Annotated in this window: 15 protein-coding genes; 8 read left to right on the top strand and 7 right to left on the bottom strand. The window is 73.2% G+C overall.

Annotated elements, in window-relative coordinates; translation table 11 throughout:
* Positions 1-18: 18 nt before the first annotated feature.
* The gene (gcvT, locus tag IEZ13_RS24245) at positions 19-1,110 is read left to right on the top strand and encodes a glycine cleavage system aminomethyltransferase GcvT (RefSeq protein ID WP_183226046.1); all 1,092 of its coding nucleotides are present in this window, start codon (positions 19-21) and stop codon (positions 1,108-1,110) included.
* A gap of 293 nt (positions 1,111-1,403) precedes the next feature.
* On the opposite strand, the gene IEZ13_RS24250 is transcribed toward gcvT, so the two are convergent.
* Entirely contained in the window at positions 1,404-2,201 is a 798-nt protein-coding gene (locus IEZ13_RS24250; RefSeq protein ID WP_183226045.1) for an adenosylcobinamide-GDP ribazoletransferase, read from the bottom strand.
* Entirely contained in the window at positions 2,131-4,020 is a 1,890-nt protein-coding gene (locus IEZ13_RS24255) for a bifunctional adenosylcobinamide kinase/adenosylcobinamide-phosphate guanylyltransferase (protein ID WP_183226044.1), read from the bottom strand. Before IEZ13_RS24255 ends, IEZ13_RS24250 begins: the two co-directional genes overlap by 71 nt.
* Before the next feature lie 93 nt (positions 4,021-4,113).
* On the opposite strand from IEZ13_RS24255, the gene IEZ13_RS24260 reads away from it, so the two are divergent.
* On the top strand, positions 4,114-4,311 hold the full coding sequence (locus IEZ13_RS24260) for a hypothetical protein (RefSeq protein WP_183226043.1): 198 nt from the start codon (positions 4,114-4,116) through the stop codon (positions 4,309-4,311).
* 1 nt (position 4,312) lies between these two features.
* Positions 4,313-5,140 (top strand): site-2 protease family protein, encoded by an 828-nt coding sequence (locus IEZ13_RS24265; protein WP_183226042.1) that lies wholly within the window; start codon positions 4,313-4,315, stop codon positions 5,138-5,140.
* On the opposite strand, the gene IEZ13_RS24270 is transcribed toward IEZ13_RS24265, so the two are convergent.
* Together IEZ13_RS24270 and IEZ13_RS47555 are read right to left on the bottom strand one after the other, a co-directional pair.
* Complete coding sequence (locus IEZ13_RS24270; RefSeq protein WP_183226041.1) at positions 5,137-6,135, bottom strand: aldo/keto reductase family protein; 999 nt, start codon at positions 6,133-6,135, stop codon at positions 5,137-5,139. The genes IEZ13_RS24265 and IEZ13_RS24270 overlap by 4 nt on opposite strands.
* Positions 6,136-6,144: 9 nt before the next feature.
* The gene (locus IEZ13_RS47555) at positions 6,145-10,626 is read right to left on the bottom strand and encodes a WG repeat-containing protein (protein WP_183226040.1); all 4,482 of its coding nucleotides are present in this window, start codon (positions 10,624-10,626) and stop codon (positions 6,145-6,147) included.
* A 1,694-nt stretch (positions 10,627-12,320) separates the two neighbouring features.
* On the opposite strand from IEZ13_RS47555, the gene IEZ13_RS24280 reads away from it, so the two are divergent.
* Genes IEZ13_RS24280 through IEZ13_RS24290 form a run of 3 tightly spaced genes read left to right on the top strand, consistent with a single transcriptional unit; the run spans position 12,321 to position 14,930 of the window.
* Complete coding sequence (locus IEZ13_RS24280; RefSeq protein WP_183226039.1) at positions 12,321-13,181, top strand: ABC transporter permease; 861 nt, start codon at positions 12,321-12,323, stop codon at positions 13,179-13,181.
* Positions 13,174-13,974 carry an ABC transporter permease gene (locus tag IEZ13_RS24285; protein ID WP_183226038.1) on the top strand — a complete coding sequence of 267 codons (801 nt, stop codon included), beginning with the start codon at positions 13,174-13,176 and terminating at the stop codon, positions 13,972-13,974. The genes IEZ13_RS24280 and IEZ13_RS24285 overlap by 8 nt, the downstream gene beginning before the upstream one ends.
* Positions 13,971-14,930, top strand: a complete 960-nt coding sequence (locus tag IEZ13_RS24290) for an ABC transporter ATP-binding protein (protein WP_183226037.1) — start codon at positions 13,971-13,973, stop codon at positions 14,928-14,930. Before IEZ13_RS24285 ends, IEZ13_RS24290 begins: the two co-directional genes overlap by 4 nt.
* Here IEZ13_RS24290 and IEZ13_RS24295 read toward each other — a convergent pair.
* A complete protein-coding gene (locus IEZ13_RS24295) occupies positions 14,914-15,471 on the bottom strand; it encodes a helix-turn-helix domain-containing protein (protein WP_183226036.1) in 558 nt (185 codons plus the stop codon). The genes IEZ13_RS24290 and IEZ13_RS24295 overlap by 17 nt on opposite strands.
* Before the next feature lie 65 nt (positions 15,472-15,536).
* Here IEZ13_RS24295 and IEZ13_RS24300 point away from each other — a divergent pair, with 65 nt between their 5' ends.
* Together IEZ13_RS24300 and IEZ13_RS24305 are read left to right on the top strand one after the other, a co-directional pair.
* Positions 15,537-16,253: an AzlC family ABC transporter permease gene (locus IEZ13_RS24300; RefSeq protein ID WP_183226035.1), complete on the top strand. Its 717-nt coding sequence runs from the start codon at positions 15,537-15,539 to the stop codon at positions 16,251-16,253.
* A 108-nt stretch (positions 16,254-16,361) separates the two neighbouring features.
* Complete coding sequence (locus IEZ13_RS24305) at positions 16,362-16,670, top strand: AzlD domain-containing protein (protein WP_183226034.1); 309 nt, start codon at positions 16,362-16,364, stop codon at positions 16,668-16,670.
* A 56-nt stretch (positions 16,671-16,726) separates the two neighbouring features.
* Here the strand turns inward: IEZ13_RS24305 and IEZ13_RS24310 are convergent, their stop codons facing one another.
* Positions 16,727-17,344: a DUF3043 domain-containing protein gene (locus IEZ13_RS24310; protein ID WP_183226033.1), complete on the bottom strand. Its 618-nt coding sequence runs from the start codon at positions 17,342-17,344 to the stop codon at positions 16,727-16,729.
* Positions 17,345-17,411: 67 nt separating this feature from the next.
* Complete coding sequence (gene murA, locus IEZ13_RS24315; protein ID WP_229794961.1) at positions 17,412-18,779, bottom strand: UDP-N-acetylglucosamine 1-carboxyvinyltransferase; 1,368 nt, start codon at positions 18,777-18,779, stop codon at positions 17,412-17,414.
* Positions 18,780-18,867: the final 88 nt, after the last annotated feature.

Below are 18,867 nucleotides of genomic sequence, written 5' to 3' on the forward strand. Positions count from 1 at the left end.
ACCGGTAAGTTGAGTCTCATGTCTGCCGAGCTTCTTCAGTCTCCCCTGCATGCGCGCCATGTCGCCCTCGGCGCGAAGTTCGCCGCCTTCGGCGGTTGGGACATGCCGCTGGAGTACGCCGGAGGAGGCGTCCTGAAGGAGCACGCGGCGGTCCGCGAGTCGGCCGGCGTGTTCGACGTGTCCCACCTCGGCAAGGCCACCGTCCGCGGGCCCGGCGCGGCCGCCTTCGTGAACTCGTGCCTCACCAACGACCTCGGCCGGATCGCCCCCGGCAAGGCGCAGTACACGCTCTGCTGCGACGAGACCGGCGGCGTGGTCGACGACCTGATCGCCTACCTGTACGACGACGACCACGTCTTCCTCATCCCGAACGCGGCCAACACCGCCGAGGTGGTCCGCCGCCTCACCGTGAGCGCTCCGGACGGGATCACGGTGACCGGCCAGCACCGCTCCTATGCCGTCCTCGCCGTCCAGGGCCCCCGTTCCGAGGCCGTCCTCGGTGAGCTGGGCCTGCCCGCCGACCACGGCTACATGTCCTTCGCCACGGCCGCCTTCGCCGGGGGAGAGTTGGTCGTCTGCCGTACCGGGTACACCGGCGAGCACGGCTACGAGCTGGTCGTCGGGTGGGACGAGGCGCCCGCCGTCTGGGACGCGGTGATCGCCGCCGGGGTCCGCCCGTGCGGCCTCGGCGCCCGCGACACGCTGCGCACCGAGATGGGCTACCCGCTGCACGGCCAGGATCTGAGCCTCGACATCAGCCCGGTGCAGGCCGGCGCCGGCTGGGCGGTCGGCTGGTCCAAGCCGGCCTTCTGGGGCCGCGACGCCCTCACCGCCGAGAAGGCCGCCGGTCCCCGGCGCAAGCTGCGCGGGCTCGAGCTCACCGGCCGCGGCATTCCGCGTGGTCACATGCAGGTGTACGCCGGTGACGAGCTCGTCGGCGAGACCACCAGCGGCACCTTCTCCCCGACCAAGAAGGCCGGCATCGCCCTGGCCCTGATCGACACCGCCCCGGCCCTGCCCGACGGCGCCCTGGTGGAGATCGACATCCGCGGCCGCCGCACCGAGGCCCGCCTGACGAAGCCCCCCTTCGTCACCCCCCAGGTCCGCTGACCCCTCCCGCCCGCCGTCCCGCTCGCCCTCCTCACGCCCGCCCGCCCGCCCGCTCGCCCGCCCGCCCGCCCGCTCGCCCGCCCGTCCGCCCGTCCGCGATCTTGGACGCTGCGCCACCGCATCTGGTGGCCCATCGTCCAAGATCGCTGACCCCCTCGTGATCATCGCTGGCCCCCACGCGACCTTGGACTTTTCGCCACCGGCTGCGGTGGTCCGGCGTCCAAGATCGCGGCGGAGCGGACGTCAGGACGGAGCGGACGTCAGGACGGAGCGGACGTCAGGGGGCGGGGACGTCAGGCGAGAGTGAGGAGCACCAGAGTCAGCGTCACCGCGCACTCCACGGCCGCGCCGAGGACGTCGCCGGTGATGCCGCCGAATCGCCGTACCGTGTGACGCAGGAGAAGGATCACCGCGAACATCGCGGCGGCGACGGCGGCCGGCCCCTGCCACGGACGGCCCGGCACGGCGGCAAGCGCGAGACCCGCGACGCAGGCCGCGGAGCCCAGCACCGCCGGCAGTGGGACGCTGGAGGCGACCAGCGAGCCCAGCCCCTCCGGCCGGGCGGCGGGCACACCGCGGCGGCACGCCACGGTCACCGCGAGACGCCCGGTCGCCCAGGCGGTCACCACGGCCCACGGACCGGCCTCGGTCAGCGCCCCGGCCTGGATCAGCAGCGTCGCGGCGATCGCCGCCACCCCGAACGGGCCGATGTCCGGCTTTTTCATGATCTCCAGGGCGGCGGAGCCGGACCGGTACGACCCGAGCGCGTCGATCGTGTCCGCCAGCCCGTCCAGATGCAGCCCCCGGGTGAGCAGCGCACCCGCCGCCACCGTGACCCCGGCCGCCACCAGCGCCGGCGACCCCAGCGCCCGCAGGCCCTCGTGCACGCCGGCCAGGATCAGCCCGAGCAGCGCGCCCACGGCCGGCGCCACCGCCATCGCCACCGCCGCCGCGGACCGGTCCACCCGGCCGGCCCGCACCGGCAGCACGCTCAGCGTGGTGACCGCCAGCCGGACGCCGTCAAGCACTCGCGATGGTGGCCGGCCCCGGCCCGTGCGGCTCCGGCTCGGCGAACTCGGCGAGATCGTCATCGTCGGAGAGATCGTCGAGGCCGTCGTCGCCGACCTCGTCCAGCAGGGCCGGATGCACCGGGGACGCCGAGGCCAGGCCCACCGCTGTACGGATCAGCGGCAGCACCGCCAGCGCATTGGCCCCCTCGCCCAGGTCGAGGCCCACCTGGAGCACCGGGGTCAGCCCGAGCACGTCGGCGCCCTGCTTCACCAGCGCGAGCGTGCCCGCCTCCGGCAGCAGGCACCAGTGCCGGGTCTGGCTGGCCAGGTCCCGTGCCACCAGCCCGGCCGCGATGCCCAGCGGACCGTCCAGCAGTACCGGGATCCGGCGGGCCGCCGCACCGAGCAGCACACCGGTGGCGACCGCCACGTCCAGGCCGCCGATCTGGCGCAGGATGTCGGTGGCCCCGCGCGGCTCCTGCCGGATCCGGTGCAGCGCGTCCCGGATCGCGGCGCAGCGCACCATCCACGCGGCGTCGTCGAAACGGCCGCCCGGCGCCTGCACCCGGGGCAGTGTCGCGACCGGCTCGGCCCCGGTCGTGGCGGCCAGCACCGCGGTCGCCGCCGCCTCCGTCCCGGCGCCGATCCCGGCCAGTAGGATCGCGTCCCGGCCCGCGTCGGCGGCGCCGTCGGCCAGCTGCCAGCCGTCCCGCAGCGCGGCCTCGACCGCCTCCTCGCTCGCGGCCGGGCCGTCCTCCATGGCGCCGGTCTCCGCCGTGCGCAGCACCGCGATGTCGGCGCCGGCCTGCCCGGCGAGCCGGCCCAGCAGACCCGTACCGGCTTCGGCCTCGGCGACCCGGCGCTCCACGTCGGCGGCGTCCACGCCGGCGACCGCGCCACCGGTGTGCCGGCCCGCGATCACCACGACGCGTACGCCGACCCACGCCCGCGGGGTGACCGTGCTCTGGGTGGCCGCCGCGAACTCGACCGCTTCGCCGAGCGCGCCCAGCCCGCCGCCGGGCAGGTCGATGGTGACCAGGCGGTCCCGCGCGTCGGGGCCGGAGTCGCTGCTGGGCAGCGGCAGGTCCATGCCGGGCTTGATCTCGGTGAGCCCGGAGGCGACCAGCGGCAGCGTCATGGTGGAACCGCTCAGCGCGGCGGCCAGGCCCGGCTCCGGCTCGGCGGGCACGACCGGCTCGACCACCGTGGTCGGCTGCGCGGGCGGCGGCGATGGGGGAGTCGGGGTGACCGGGGTGGTGACCGGGACCGGCCGGGAGACCACGGTCGGTGCCTCGACCGGCGCCTCGACCGGCGCCTCGACCGGCGCCTCGACCGACGCCTGGGCCGGAGCCAGGGGGCCGTTGCGAAGCCAGGTCGGCTGACCGGCCACGACCAGCACCACCCCGTCGCAGGCCGAGGCCAGCGCCTGGTTGGTGGTGCCCAGCGCGTCCGCGAACGCCCGTCCCACCGGCGTCACCGGCACCAGCGACAACCCGACCTCCGGGCTGACCAGCACCACCCGCGCCACCGCGCCGCGCACCGCCTCGGCGAGCGCCGCCACGTCGGCCTCGTCGTCCTTGGGCTGCCGGGCCGGGTCCAGCACCGCAGCCACCCAGCCGCCCAGGTCGTCGACGAGCAGCGTCTCGTCCGGACCGGCCTGCGCGATCAGTTCGGTGAGCCGGGCCGGGTCGCCGCCGGTCTCCTCGGTCGTCCAGGACTGCGGCCGCCGCAATTGATGCGCCTCGATGCGGGCCAGCCACTCCGGATCGTCCTCACCGCCGACCGCGGTGGCCACGTACCGCACCGACGGCGCCGAGGCCACGAGCGATTCGGCGAACCCCGATTTACCGGAGCGGATCCCGCCGAGCACCAGAACCGTGTTCCACCGATCTTCGGACATGCCCCGTACCTTAGAGCCTCCCGAGCCGGTTCCCACGCCCGGACGCCGTAGGGTGGAGGCCCAGCGAGGTACGCGACGTGAGGGGGCGGCTCAATGCCGTGGAGTTGGCGGTACGAGGACGTCGACGGTAAGCCGGTCGAGGGTCCGGCCGAGACGTTCAGCAGCCAGGCGGACGCCGAGTCCTGGATCGGGCAGGAGTGGCGGGCCCTGCAATCGGCCGGGGTCAGCACGGTCACGCTGGTCGAGGACGACCGGGTCGACTACCAGATGAGCCTCCAGCCGGCGGAATGACGTGACCTACGAACCGGTGTACGCCCGTACACCGCGCAGCGCCTTCATACCGAGCCCGGTCTTCGTCGGCATCGTCGCGATCTTCGTGGTCAGCGGTGTGCTGACCTGGACCCGCTTCGGCAACGTCGGGATCGACGTCTTCCTGTTCGTCCTCTCGGGCTGGCTGATCTCGCTCTGCCTGCACGAGTACGCGCATGCCGTGACCGGCTACTTCTCCGGTGACCTGAGCGTCGCCGACCGCGGCTATCTGAGACTCAACCCGCTGAAGTACACGCATCCACTGCTGTCCATCGTGCTGCCGCTGGTCGTGGTGATCCTCGGCGGCATCGGCCTGCCCGGCGGCGCCGTCTGGATCGACCACCAGCACATCCGCAGCCGGGCCAAGGCGTCGCTGATCAGCGCGGCCGGCCCGCTGGTCAACGTGGTACTCGGGCTCGTGGTGGCGGTGCCGTTCCTGGCCGGGCTGGCGCCGGAGCTGACCCAGGACGTGACCGGCCGCTACACGGTGTCCGGCTCCGCCGAGCACCTGGAGTTCTGGGCCGCGCTGGCCTTGCTCGCCTTCCTCCAGGTGACCGCCAGCGTGCTGAACCTCCTGCCGGTGCCGGGCCTGGACGGGGGCAACATCATCGCCCCGTGGTTCAGCCCGGCCTACCAGCGGGCGTGGAACATGGTCGCGCCCTGGGGCTTCCTCATCCTGTTCCTGCTGCTCTGGCAGACACAGGTCGGCGACTGGTTCTTCACCATGGTCAACTGGATCGCCGAGCTGATCAGCGTGCCCACATGGCTGTACGCCTACGGCTTCGAGCTCCTGAGGTTCTGGAGTAATTAGGGACGATCGGCCGGGCTGGAGGTGAGTGACGGGTCGCGGGTCACGACCGGCTCCACGATCTCGTCGATCGCCTTCAGCAGGCCGTCCTCCAACCGGACCCCGGACGCCTTGACGTTGTCCCGGACCTGCTCGGGCCGGGACGCGCCGATGATCGCCGCAGAGACGTTCGGGTTCTGGAGCACCCACGCCACCGCCAGCTGCGCCATCGTCAGCCCCGCCTCCTCGGCGAGCGGCTTCAGCCGGGCCACCGCGTTCAGCACGTCGTCCTCCAGCCAGCGGGCGATGAACCCGGCGCCGGACTTCTCGTCGGTGGCCCGCGACCCGGCCGGCGGCTGCTCCCCGGCCCGGTACTTCCCGGTCAGCACCCCCTGCGCCAGCGGCGACCAGACGATCTGCCCGAGCCCCAGCTCCCGCGACGCCGGCACCACCTCGGCCTCGATCACCCGCCACAGCATCGAGTACTGCGGCTGGTTCGACACGAGACGGATCCGCAGCTCAGTCGCCAGTGGCGCGGCGGCCCGGATCTGCTCGGCGGTCCACTCGGACACCCCGATGTAGTGCGCCTTGCCCTGGCGTACCACGTCGGCGAACGCCTCCATGGTCTCGTCGAGCGGCGTGTGGTGGTCGTACCGATGGGCCTGGTAGAGATCGACATGGTCGGTGCCGAGCCGGCGCAGCGAGCCGTCGATCGACTCCAGGATGTGCTTGCGGGAGAGCCCGCTGTCGTTCGGGCCCGGCCCGGTCCGCCAGAACACCTTCGTGAAGATCTCCAGACCCTCCCGGCGCTCACCCTTCAGCGCCCGGCCCAGCACCTCCTCGGCCCGGGTCCCGGCGTAGACGTCCGCGGTGTCGAACGTGGTGATGCCGCAGTCGAGGGCCGCCCGCACGCACGCGGTGGCGGCCTCCTCCTCGACCTGTGAGCCGTGGGTGATCCAGTTTCCGTAGGCGATTTCGCTGACCCGCAGGCCGGAACGGCCGAGATGACGGAATTCCATCCCCCGACCCTAGAGGACCGGCCGTGCCTCCACCGGAAGCTGATCCACCACGTCCGCGAGGTCACGGTGACCCATGTCGACCAGCGGCTCACCCTCCCGGTCCAGCGCGCCCCACAGCCCCGCCGCGTTGCGCACCAGGAACGCCGACGGGTGGATCACCACGGCCGCGTGCACCGCCGCCACCACCAGCTGCCCGGTCCGGTCGAGCACCCCGAACCGGTCGCCGGCGTCCACCACGGCCAGGCCCTCGTCGGTGAACCCGTCCACCGGCCCGCCCACGTGCAGCACCGTCGCGAACCGCCGGAACCGCGGCCGCACCGCGATCCGCCCGTGCCGGTCCACCGCGCCCCACAGGCCGGCCTGCCGGACAACCGCCAGCCCACGCCGGAACGGTCGCGCGTCCTCGTACGCGCCCGGCGCCACGACCAGCCGGTTCTGCCGGTCGATCGCGAACCAGCCGGTCGCGTCGCCACGGGTCACCCAGGCCAGGCCCTCGGCGAACCGGCCGGCCGCCAGATAGCCGTGCGCTGCCGGGATCACCAGCTCGCCACCGGAGTCGATCAGCTCCCAGGCGTGCGAGTCGGGACGGCGTACCCAGGCGACACCCTCGGCGAACGGCTGCGCCTCGGCGTACCGGGGTTCCACGGCGGCCGCGTAACCCCACAGCCCGGCCCCGTCGTCGAGCAGCGGCATCGGCGCCTCCGGCAGACCCAGCAGCTCGTCCCGGGTACGCGGGTAGGGACCCCACCCGTCCCCGGTCCGCCGCGTGATCGCGTCCAGCGCCAGCTCGATCCGCTCCACCAGCTCCGGATCCTCACCCCGGCGTACGTCCAGCGCCCGCTCGAAGTGGTTCACCGCCTCCAGGTAACGGCCCTGCTCGAATGCCGACCGCCCGGCCAGCTCACTGATCTCCGCCCGGGTGCGTGCCGGCAACTCCGGCGAATCGGCCTGCGCGAACAGCCGGTCCGCCTCGGCGAACTCGCCCCGCCACTGCAACACCTGCGCCAGGCGCGCCTGCGCGATCGACACCGGCCGCAGCTCCCCGCTGGCCTCCGCGTGCCGCACCGCCTCCCGCCCGTCGGCGAGAGCGTCGTCCAGCTCACCGAGCACCCGCGACACCACGGCACGCAGCCCGAGCAGCCCGGCCCGCACGTTGTCCCGCTCCGCGTACTCCAGCCGGTCGGTCAACCGGTCCACCAGATCCCACAGCCGGTCCTGCTCGCCGACCTGCTCCCGCAGCGTCCGCGGATCGAACTCCCACGTGTAGGACGCCAGGATCTGCTCCGGATCGGCCCGCCGCCGGTCAGCCGGGGCATGCTGGTCACGCCGCTGCCGCACCGGCTCGGTCCGGGCCTCCGGCCGCGCTTCCCGCGACCGTCCGGCCACTCCAGCGCCTGCCGCGCCGCCGGCTTCCTCCTCCGCCGGCGTCACCCCATTCAGCTGTACGTCCGGAGCACCCGAATCCCGCTCGCCCCGCCCAGCCTCGGCCCCGGCGGCGTCGCCCTCAGTGCCGGTGCTGTCGCTGTCGGCGCCGTCCACGACCGACGTGGCCCGGTCGCTCGGGTCGGCATCGTCGTCACCGGAATCCGGCCCGGTCTCCCGAACGCCCTCAGCCTCGGCCGGCGAACCCGTCTCGAGCGGGTCGTTCCCGTGCCCGGAACCCGTGCCCGGCGCGACCTCGTGACCAGGGTCGTCCTCGCCGCCCGTTCCCATCGCGGCGGAAGCCGTCGTCTCCTCGACCGGACGGTCCAGCTCGCCCTCGTGGGTCGCGCCCTCGACATCGTCGGGAATCCCGCCCTCAGCCGCGCTCCCCGCCTCCGGAGAAGGCCCGGACTCGGCCTCCGGGGAAGGCCGGGACTCGGCCTCCGGGGAAGGCCGGGACTCATCGGCCTCCGCGCTGTCACCGGTCGCCACTTCGTCCGGAGAGACGACGTCGGACGGAACCTCCGGCGCTCCACCGTCGAATGTCGCGCCGGCCGGAGCGTCGCCCTCCTCCACGCCGGAGGCCTCGCTGACGGCGCCATCGGTCACCAGCGTGTCGGACCCGGCGGCCGGTGAGGCGCTGTCTGCGGCCGGGACAGGCTCGGTCGACTGCCCCGTCGCTGCGTCGCCTTCGGTCGATGACCCCGTACCCGTATCGCCGATCTCGTCAGTGATTGCCGGGGTCGAGTCTTCCGCGGATTCGTCGGTGGTTCCCAGGCTCCGGGTGGCGGACTCCTCCGTGAGTTCGTCGGTTCCCGCGAGCACGTAGGAGACCGCCGGGGCGACAACCTCAGAGGACGAGACCTCCGTCACCGCGGCCGGCTCGGACTCGCTGCGCGAACCCTCGGCGCCGGGCGCGGACCCCTGCGCGGTGTTCCCGCCGTGCACCGCCTCCGAGTCGTCCGCCGCGGTCTCCGTGGAGATCTCCTCCACACCACCGTGCGGGACGGCGCTCTCATGACCCGGGACGTCCGGAAGGATCCCCTCCGCCGCGAGTGGCGACTCCTCGCCGGGCCGGGCGGCGTCATGCTCCCGCACGGCAGCCACCGAGGTCACAACCGTCTGCTCGGCAACACCGTCCTGCACCACGGCAGCCTCGTCCCCGGCGGGGTCGAGCCGCTCGCCCACAACGGTGGCCTCCGGGTGAGCCGTGACATCCGCCCGCGAAGCGGGTTCGTCGGTCCGAGCGGGTTCGTCGGTCCGAGCGGGTTCGTGGGTCCGAGCGGGTTCGTCGACCCGAGCGGGTTCGTCGACCCGAGCGGGCTCGTGGGTCTGAGCGGATTCGTCGGCCCGAGCAGGTTTGTAAGTCCGAGCGGGTTCGTCGGCTTGAGCGGACTCACGTGCCGCGAAGGGCTCCTCCGTATCGGCGGAACCCTCCACATGGGCATGATCGCCCGAGTTGTCGGCTTCGGCGGTGAATTCCGAATCGGGGGAGACGTCAGCCTCAGTCGATTCGTCCACATCGGTGAGGTAATCGGCGTGGAGCCGCTTCGGCGCGTCGGTGGCTTCGGGCATCGGGTTCTCGACGACGCTGAGCGCTTCGTCGTCCCCGGCCGGGATGCCTCCCGCCTCGACGGACGCGGTCTCCGCCTCGGGCTCCGCCTCTTCCAGCTCCGTGTCGTCGTCGAGTTCGCCAGGGGCGAACCAACCCAGCGGCTGAGCGGTGTCGGGCACCTCTTCGGCCGCAGGAGCGGGTTCGGTCTCGGCAACCGGCGTCGTAGCCCCGAGCCCGCTCATCGACAGCAGCCAGCCGAGACCGTGCGTCTCCGGTTCCCCGGTCGACGGCTCGCCCACGCCCGGCCCACCGGTCACCGGAGCGACCGTTTCCGGCCCACCGGCCACCGGAGCGACCGCTTCCGGCCTACCGGCCACCGGAGCGGCCGCGCCCGGTCCGCTGGCCGACGGTTCGGCCACGAACGGCGCGCCGGTGGATGGGGCAGCCACGAACGGCGCGCCGGTTGACGGCGCGGCAGATGGATCGGTGGCGTACGGCGCGCCGGTCACCGGTTGGGCTGCCGCGTCTGTTGCGAACGGCCGGGCCGTCGGTGCTTCCGCCGACCGGTCGATGCCCTCGGCCGGTGCGGCCGCCGCGTGGCGCGGGTCGGCGCCCACGCTGTGACGGCCGGCGGGGGACTGGGTCTCGTCCCCGCCGTGCCGGGGACCCGCGACGGCGGTGTGCTCGTCCGGCTTCGGCGCCTGACCTGATGCCGCGAACGAGGCCAGCGTCCGAGGGTCGATGGCCTGAGTGCGCTCCGCGCCCGGCCCGAATCCTTCGGCCCCGGTTCGCCGCAGGCCGAACGGCCGGGTCGGATCCTCTGGACTCGACCCGGGACCGTGGTCTCCGGTCCCGGCGGGAGTCTGGCCCGAACGCCGAGGGTCGAGCGGCCGGGTCGGGTCCTGACCCTGGTGTCCGTCTTCCCGGCCCGCCGGGAACGACACACCCGGTGCGGCGCCGGCGACCGGCACCGCGTGACCCGGGTCCGCCAGGCTCGGCGCGCCCGCCTGGAACGCTGCCGGTCCGGAGACCGGTGCGACGCCACCCTGCGCGGTGGGCGATCCAGTGGCGATGGGTGATCCGGTGGCGGTATGTGAGCCGGGGATGACGGGCGTGGCCGCTTCCGCTGTCGGTGCGGCATGGCCGGGCATGCCGGTGTGGCTGTCCGGACCGAACGGCGCTGCCGGCCCGGAGACCGGAACGCTCCCGCCGGGCCCGGTGGGTACCGACAGACCGGGCGCCTGGCCGGGGACCACCGGATAGACGGCGGCCGGAGGCACGGCGGACTGCGGGGTGACCCGGGTCGGCTGAGCGGCCGGGCGCGACGGAGCCGGCGAGTTCCGCTCCTGCGGCGCCGGGCGGAGGTCGAACGGCGCGTCCGGGGTGCGGCCCGGACGCGGTGAACGGCGCTCGTCGGCGTACGCCGGGAACGTCTCAGCGGGCACCGGGCGAGCGGCGCCGTAGGACGGACCGGCCGGGGAGACCGGGCCGGACTCACCGCCCCGGTTGGGCACGATCTGCTCGGGCGACGGGCGACGACCCTGGTGACCCGGCTCTTGGTCCGGTCGTGCCGAACCGGGCACATGGCCGGCGGCCGGCGCGACCGGCCCACCGGGACGTCCGGGCTGACCGGCCTGCTCGAACTGCCCAGGCCCACCCGGGCCGGACGCCGCCGGACCGCCGTGGCCACCAGAATGCGGACCGCTCTGCCCCAGCGCGCCCTCTGCACCACGACCGGCCGGAACGGGTCCGCCGTGACCTGGAGAGACAGGGCCGCCGTGACTGGCTGCGCCTGGGCCGCCGTGACCGGCCGCGCCGAGGCCGCCGTGGCTGGGCGGAACGGGGCCGCCGTGACCAGGGACAGCCGGGCGCCCCTGGGAACCAGGGCCGCCTGCGGAAGCGGGCCGCCCCTGCGGAAGCGGGCCGCCCGAAGACGAGGGACCGGCAAACGAATTCGGGCCGCCGTGAGGCACAGCGCCACCCGAGGACACAGAACCGCGCGAGCCGGGTCCGCCGTACTGGCCGGGGCCATTGGGCGGAACGGGCCCGCCGTGCTGGCCGGGCCCGCCGTGCTGGCCGGGCCCACCGTGCTGGCCGGGCCCACCAGGCGGAACAGGCCCGCCGTGCTGGCCGGGGCCGCCCCGTGAGACCGGAATGCCGTGCGCGGCCGGGCCGCCGGGCTGGGCCGGAACGTTGTGGGCGCCGGGCGCGTGGGCACCCGGCGGCGCCTGGCCGGGGCTGAAGGGGGCACGCCCGGATGCGGCCGGGGACACCGGCCGGTTCCCGTGATCACCGGGCTGTTGCGGACCGCGACCCCATCCGCTGCCGCCGGGTGCGTCGGGCGGCGCGGGATGCTGAGGACCGCGGGCCGCCGGCGTCCGTCCGGCCCGGCCGGGGGAGACCGGCGCGGCCGGCATCGGGTGCCCGGGATTGACCGGGACCGGGGGCCGGCCGGGCGCGCCGGAATGGACAGGGCCACCGTGAGCGCCAGGGCCACCAGGAGAGCGAGGGCCACCGTGAGCGCCGGGGCCACCAGGGCCGCCGGGAGCGCCGGGGCCACCAGGGCCGCCGGGAGCGCCGGGGCCACCAGGGCCGCCGGGAGCGCCAGGGCCGCCGGGGGCGCCGGAAGGGGCCGGGCCGGAGCCGGCCGCACGGCCGTAGACCGGGGCCGCCCCGCGCCGCTGGTCGGGGCCGCCCGGCGCGGCGGGACCGCGTCCCTGGTCGACGCGGTCGTGCATGTGGATGGGCCGGTTCCAGGAGGGCTCGTCGCGCGGGGCCGCGGGCGCGGCCGGGCGCGGGTCCTCGTACCGGAACTGGTTCTGATCGTCGGGTCGTGGGCTGACCGACGCACGGCCCCGGCCCGCACCGCTGACCGGCGCCGAGCTGGCCGGACCGGAACCGCCGCGGGACGCCTCGTAGACGGGCGTGTGCACGGCCTTACGGCGGCCCGGGTCGCCGGGGTAGCGCTGGCCGGGCAGGGGTTCCCACTCCCAGGTGATCTCGTAGACCCAGGCGGGTTCGTCATCCCAGCCGTCGGCGCTCGGCCGGGAGCTCCAGCCGTTCATCGGGCGCCCAGCGGGTGACCCGTCGAATGGCAACGCTCCGTCACGGCGAACTCCACCTGTCAAGAAAAAGGGCCGCGTCCGGCCGGGGACTTGCGTAGAGTCTCCCGGCTCCGTTGCGGGGGTTTCGAAAGGAGATTAACGGCGTGGACCAGCGAGACGCCAGCGTGCCGACGATCTCTCGAATAGGTCCGTTCCGCGCCTCCATTGCTACTTTCGGTGCGCTGATCGGGTCGGGTTTCCGGCGGTACGCGACCTACCGGCAAGCCACCATAGCCGGAACGTTCACCAACATCGTGTTCGGCTTCCTCCGCTGTTACGTACTGCTCGCGGTGGCCGCGACCGCCGCCGGGCAGCGTCCCGCCGGGTACACCGCCGAGCAGCTCGCCACCTACGTCTGGGTGGGTCAGGGTTTACTCGCTGTCATCGGCCTCTGGGGCTGGACGGAGCTGGCCGACCGGATCCGCAGCGGTGACATCGCGGCCGACCTGTTACGTCCGGTGCCCCCGCTGGCCGGGTTTCTCGCCGCCGACCTGGGACGGGCGCTGCACGGCATGCTCACCCGGTTCGCTCCGCCGCTGCTCGCGGGGGCGGTCTTCTTCCCGCTGCACACGCCGACCCGGTGGCAGACGGTGCCGCTCTTCGCCGTCTCGGTGGTGCTGGCCGTGGTGATCAGTTTCGGCTGCCGGTTCGTGGTGAACGCGTCGGCGTACTGGCTGCAGGACGCCCGCGGGCCGATCACCCTGTGGACGTTGAGTGCCGGTGTGCTCGGCGGGCTCTACTTCCCGTTGCGGCTGCTGCCGGTGGAGTTGACGGTGGCGCTGTGGGTGGCGACGCCGCTGCCCAGCCTGTTGCAGACGCCGCTCGACGTGATCGCCGAGCGGGACGGCCCGGCGTTGCAGGCCGGGCTGGTGGCGCTGCAGGTGGTGTGGGCGGTGCTGATCCTGGCGCTGGGCGCGCTGGTGCAGCGGCGGGCCGAACGGCGGCTGGTGGTGCAGGGTGGGTGAGCTGCGCGCCTATGCCGCTCTCGGGGCGGCGCAGGTCCGGTCGGCGACCGCGTACCGTACGTCGTTCGTGGTCGAGCTGTTCGCCAACATGGGCGCCACGGTCTTCGATGTGCTGGCCGTGCTGGTGCTGTTCCGGGCCACTCCGGCGCTCGGCGGGTTCTCCCTGGCCGAGGCGATGTTGATCACCGGCCTGAGCGCGGCCGGGTTTACGCTGGCCGATTTCGCGGTGGGCAACGTGGACCACCTCAAGTCGCTGGTGCGGGCCGGGACGCTGGACGCCGTGCTGGTCCGGCCGCTGGGCGCGCTGCCGCAGCTGCTGCTCATGGATCTGCCGATCCGCAAGGCGCTGCGGGTGGTGTTCGGGTTCGCGGTGCTGGGCCTGGCGGTCGCCGCCAACGACATCGACTGGACGCCGGCCCGGGTGCTGCTGCTCGTGGTGGCCCCGGTCGCGGCGGCGGTCTTCTTCGGGTCGATCTTCGTGTCGAGTGCGAGCCTGGCGTTCTGGTGGGTGGATTCGGGCGAGGTGGGCGCGGCGTTCACCTACGGCGGGCGGGACTTCACCTCGTACCCGATGTCGGTCTTCGGCGGTTGGTTCCGCGGCCTCTTCGCGTACGCCCTGGGGTTCGCCTTTGTGGCCTATCAGCCGGCGCTGGCGTTACTCGGCGTGCCCGATCCGCTCGGTCTGCCGGCCTGGTCCGGCTTCCTCTCCCCGCTTGTCGCGCTCGGCGCGGCGGCTTTCGCCGCCGGTGTCTGGCGCGCCGGGATCCGTCACTACCGGAGCACAGGTTCATGATCGAAATGCGCGAGCTTCGCAAAGATTTCACTGTACGGGTGAAAGCCGGCCGCCTCCGAAGGGCGAAACGGACCGTCTCCGCCGTGGACGGGGTGTCCCTGAGCATCGGCCGTGGCGAGATGGTCGGCTACATCGGACCGAACGGCGCCGGCAAGTCGACGACCCTGAAGATGCTCACCGGCGTGCTGACCCCGTCCTCCGGTGACGTGTCGGTGTGCGGCCTGGCCCCGGTGCCGCAGCGCACCCGGCTGGCGCTGCGGATCGGCGTGGTGTTCGGCCAGCGTTCGCAGCTCTGGTGGGATCTGCCGTTGCGTGAGTCGTTCCGGCTGCTGCGGCACATCTACCGGGTGCCGGCCGCCGAGCACGCGGCCCGGCTGCGCCGCTGCCGGTCGCTGCTCGACCTGGACGCGTTCCTGGACACCCCGGTCCGCCAGTTGTCGCTGGGCCAGCGGATGCGCGGCGAGCTGACCGCGGCCCTGCTGCACGGTCCGGAGGTGCTGTTCCTGGACGAGCCGACGATCGGCCTGGACGTGGTGAGCAAGCAGGCGGTCCGCTCGTTCCTGGCCGAGCTGGGCTCCTCCGGTGATGTGACGCTGGTGCTGACCACGCACGATCTGGCCGACATCGAGCGGCTCTGCGAGCGTCTCGTGGTGATCGATCACGGCCGGGTGGTGCACGACGGCAGCATCGAGGCCCTGCACGCCCGGTACGGGTCTCGCCGCAGCATCGTCGCCGACCTGGCCGAGCCGCTGCCGGACGGGTTCGAGCTGCCCGGCACGACGCTGGCCGGGGTGACCGCGAACGGTCACCGGGTCACCTTCGTTCTGGAGTCGTCGACGGCCGGCGCCGCGGTGGCCGGCCTGGTCGCGGCGGTCGACGTCCGGGATCTGTCCCTGCTGGAGCCGGACATCGAGGACGTGGTCGCCAGGCTCTACTCGGCTACCGGTGCTCCATGACGAGGATGGCCCAGGAGTTCGGCTCCAGCGCCTCGTAGCTGTGTGGCACGTCACCCGGGAAGGTCACGTAGTCGCCCGGACCGACCTCGACCAGTTCGGCGACCGGGCCGACCCGGATCCGCCCGGCGGACACCACGATGTGCTCGACGCTGCCCGGGATGTGCGGTTCGGCGTCGCGCCGCGCGCCCGGTTCGAGTTCCAGGACGTAGATGTCGCGCCGTGCGTTCGGCGCGCCGGTGGCCAGCAGGGTCCCGTAGAAGTCGGCGTTGTCGGAGCGCACCCGGGGGCCCTCGCCGGCCCGGATGACGCGCACCGGTGAGGCCGGCGGTTCGATCAGCCGGCTGAACGGGATGCCGAGCGCCATCCCGAGCGCCCACAGCGTCTCGATGCTCGGGTTGCCGGACCCGGCCTCCAGTTGGGACAGCGTGGACTTGGCCAGGCCGGCCCGGCGGGCCAGTTCGGCCAGGGAGATCCCGGCCCGGTCGCGTTCCCGGCGTAGGTTCGCCGCGATGAGGGCCAGCGGGGGTGCCGGCTGCTGCATGTTCGCTCCATCGGTCTCATCGTTCGGTTTGACGAACGCTCGCGGCTCGTTCACTATTTCGAACTATGGGTACGTTATATCGAACGCGTGCGCAGTTCCGGGACATCGGCGCTCTGGCCGCGGCCACGCTCGCGGTGGGCGCGTCCTTCGGCGCCATCACGATCGCGTACGGGCTACCCGCGTGGGTTCCGGTCGTCATGTCGGTGCTGATCTTCGCCGGTGGCTCCCAGTTCCTCGCCGTCGGCCTGCTGGCGGCCGGCAACCCGGTCGCCGCCGTCCTGGCCGGCCTGCTGCTCAACGCCCGGCACCTGCCGTTCGGCCTGGCCGTCGCCGACGTGCTCGGCACCCGCTGGCGGGACCGGCTGGTCGGCGCGCACATCATGACCGACGAGACCGTCGCCTTCGCCCTGGCCGAGTCCTCCCCGCAGGCCCGCCGCCGGATCTATTGGCTGGTCGGGGCCACCCTGTTCGTGGTCTGGAACACCGGGGTCGTGCTCGGCGTCCTGCTCGGCGGCGCCACCGGCGACCCGGACGCGCTCGGTCTGGACGCCGCGTTCCCGGCCGGCCTGATCGCGCTGATCCTGCCCTCGCTGCGGGACCGCGACACCCGCCTCGTGGCGATCGCCGGCGCGGCCGTCGCGGTGCTGCTCACCCCGGTGCTCCCGGCCGGCCTGCCGGTCATGTGCGCGCTGCTCGGCCTGCTCGTCCTGTTCCGCCCCACCCGCCGCCCACCCACCCGTCCGGCTCCCACCACTGTCCCCGCCCCCGCGAACCAGCCCTGACACCCAGCCACCCGCTTCCGGTTGGCTCCCAGTGCTGTTTCGGGGCGCGTGAGACAGCTCTGAGGGCCGGCCGGAGAGGATCTCGGCTACCTGCGTACTGGAGGAATGATGCTGATCACCGCGATCCTGATCCTCGCGGCCGGCACCTATGCGATCCGCCTCAGCGGCGTGGTGCTGCGCGACCGTCTGGAACTCTCCGAGTCCCTGCAACGGCTGCTGCCGATGTCGGCCGCCGCGCTGCTGGCCGCCCTGGCCGGGACGGCCGCGCTGATGGCCGGCAGCGAGTTCGCCGGTTTCGCCCGCCCGGCCGGAGTCCTGGCCGGTGGCCTGCTGGCCTGGCGGAAAGCGCCGTTCGTGGTGGTCGTCGTGGTCGCGGCCGCGGTCACCGCCCTGCTGCGCCTGGCCGGCGTGGAGTAGGTCACCACAAAGACGGAACGCGGAGACCGAGTGGTCTCCGCGTCGCGTAAGGGACGTCAGACGGTCGCGCCGAGTTGGACCTTCGGCTTCGGCACGCGCATCCGGCGGAAGGTCAGGCCGCGCATGATCCCATAGAAGTAGAGGCCGCCCAGCTTCTGCGTGGTCTGCGGGAAACGCGCCCGGACCTGCTTCTTGATCCGGCGGGCGATGAGAACGCTGTCCACGAAGACGGCCAGCGCCAGACCGGCCCAGAGAACGTTGCTGGCGTAGTAGACCGCCGGGATGTTGATCGACGAGCCGATCAGCACGACCACCGCGCCGGCGATGAAGAACGACCCGACGGTCCGCCGGGAGTCGACGATGTCGCGGACCAGTGAACGCTCGGGGCCGCGGTCCCGGGCGAGCAGGTAACGCTCGTCGCCGTTGCGCATGCCCTCGGCGGCCTCGGCGCGCTCGGCCCGCTGCCGCTCGCGCATCTGCTTGTACGCCTCTTTGCGGCTGGACGGAGCGGGGTCCTGCACGCGGCGGCCCTGGGCGGCCCGCTTCGGCGTGACCACCCCGAGCTCCTTCTTGCTGGGCGTGTAGCCCTTGGGGCGCGGCTCGCCGGCGACCACCTCCTGCTCGGCGGGGGAGGCGTCGACGGTGGCTGGCTTACGGCGAAACAGCGAGGGCACGTTAGAAGGGTAGCCAAACGGCGCGGTGTGTCACACACCGCGCCGTTGATCGTGACGAACCTGCAGCTCAGAGACGCTCGACGTGGGCGCCGAGAGCGGCCAGCTTCGCTTCGAAGTCCTCGTAGCCACGCTTGATCAGGTTGACGCCGTAGACCCGCGAGGTGCCCTCGGCGGCCAGCGCCGCGATCAGGTGCGCGAACCCGGCCCGCAGGTCGGGGATGCGCAGATCGGCGGCGTGCAGCTTGGACGGGCCGGCGATCACCGCGGAGTGCATGAAGTTGCGGCGGCCGAACCGGCACGGGGTGCCGCCCAGGCAGTCCCGGTAGACCTGGATGGTGGCGCCCATCTGGTTCAGCGCCTCGGTGTAGCCGAGCCGCTGCTCGTACACCGTCTCGTGCATGATCGAGATGCCCCGGGCCTGGGTCAGCGCCACCACCAGCGGCTGCTGCCAGTCGGTCATGAAGCCGGGGTGCACGTCGGTCTCCAGCGCGACGGCCTTCAGCTCGCCGCCCGGGTGCCAGAACTTGATGCCGCCCTCGGAGCCGGACACGCCCGTGCGGGCCACCCGGTCGTCGGTGATCTTCAGTTCGCCGCCGATCGAGCGGTAGACGTTCAGGAACGTCATCATGTCCTGCTGGCGGGCGCCCAGGACCTCGATCTCGCCACGGGTGGCGAGCGCCGCCGCGGCCCAGCTGGCCGCCTCGATCCGGTCCGGGATCGGCTTGTGCTCGTAGCCGTACAGCCGGGGCACACCCTGGATCTCGATGACCCGGTCGGTGTGCACTTTGATGATCGCGCCCATCTTCTGCAGGATGCAGATCAGGTCGATGATCTCCGGCTCGATCGCGGCGTTGCGCAGCTCGGTGACGCCCTCGGCGCGGACCGCGGTGAGCAGCACCTGCTCGGTGGCGCCGACGCTCGGGTAGGGCAGCTCCAGCTTGGCGCCGTGCAGACCGTTCGGGGCGCTCAGGTGCATGCCCTCGGGGGTCTTGTCGACCACCGCGCCGAACTCCCGCAGGGCGCCGATGTGGAAGTCGATCGGGCGCGGGCCGATGTGGCAGCCGCCCAGGTCCGGGATGAACGCGTGACCGAGGCGGTGCAGCAGCGGCCCGCACAGCAGGATCGGGATCCGGCTGGAGCCCGCGTGGACGTTGATCTCGTCGGTGCTGGCGCTCTCCACGTTGGTGGGGTCCATCACCAGCTCGCCGTCCTCGACGCCGGCGGTGACCTTCACACCGTGCAGCTCGAGCAGTCCGCTGACCACCTCGACGTCGCGGATCCGCGGTACGTCGAAGAGGCGACTGGGGGACTCACCGAGCAGGGCGGCCACCATGGCCTTGGAGACGAGGTTCTTGGCGCCACGAACCCGGATCTGCCCCTGCAGCGGCGTGCCACCGTGCACGACCAGGACATCTTCGGTCAACGTAACCTCCAGCCGGCGGGCGTGTCGCGCCCGATGATCGAGTAAGCAGAGCGCGGGCGGGGGTACCCGATTCTGCAACCGGGGAAGCATAGCGCTGAGT

It is taken from the genome of Actinoplanes campanulatus, from assembly GCF_014647795.1.
In the GTDB taxonomy this organism is placed as follows: domain Bacteria; phylum Actinomycetota; class Actinomycetes; order Mycobacteriales; family Micromonosporaceae; genus Actinoplanes; species Actinoplanes campanulatus.

Excerpts from the sequence above, each read along its gene's own strand:
- gcvT (WP_183226046.1), top strand. The coding sequence starts at position 19 with ATGTCTGCCGAGCTTCTTCAGTCTCCCCTGCATGCGCGCCATGTCGCC.
- IEZ13_RS24250 (WP_183226045.1), bottom strand. The coding sequence starts at position 2,201 with ATGACGATCTCGCCGAGTTCGCCGAGCCGGAGCCGCACGGGCCGGGGC.
- IEZ13_RS24255 (WP_183226044.1), bottom strand. The coding sequence starts at position 4,020 with ATGTCCGAAGATCGGTGGAACACGGTTCTGGTGCTCGGCGGGATCCGC.
- IEZ13_RS24260 (WP_183226043.1), top strand. The coding sequence starts at position 4,114 with ATGCCGTGGAGTTGGCGGTACGAGGACGTCGACGGTAAGCCGGTCGAG.
- IEZ13_RS24270 (WP_183226041.1), bottom strand. The coding sequence starts at position 6,135 with ATGGAATTCCGTCATCTCGGCCGTTCCGGCCTGCGGGTCAGCGAAATC.
- IEZ13_RS24290 (WP_183226037.1), top strand. The coding sequence starts at position 13,971 with ATGATCGAAATGCGCGAGCTTCGCAAAGATTTCACTGTACGGGTGAAA.
- IEZ13_RS24295 (WP_183226036.1), bottom strand. The coding sequence starts at position 15,471 with ATGCAGCAGCCGGCACCCCCGCTGGCCCTCATCGCGGCGAACCTACGC.
- IEZ13_RS24300 (WP_183226035.1), top strand. The coding sequence starts at position 15,537 with ATGGGTACGTTATATCGAACGCGTGCGCAGTTCCGGGACATCGGCGCT.
- IEZ13_RS24305 (WP_183226034.1), top strand. The coding sequence starts at position 16,362 with ATGCTGATCACCGCGATCCTGATCCTCGCGGCCGGCACCTATGCGATC.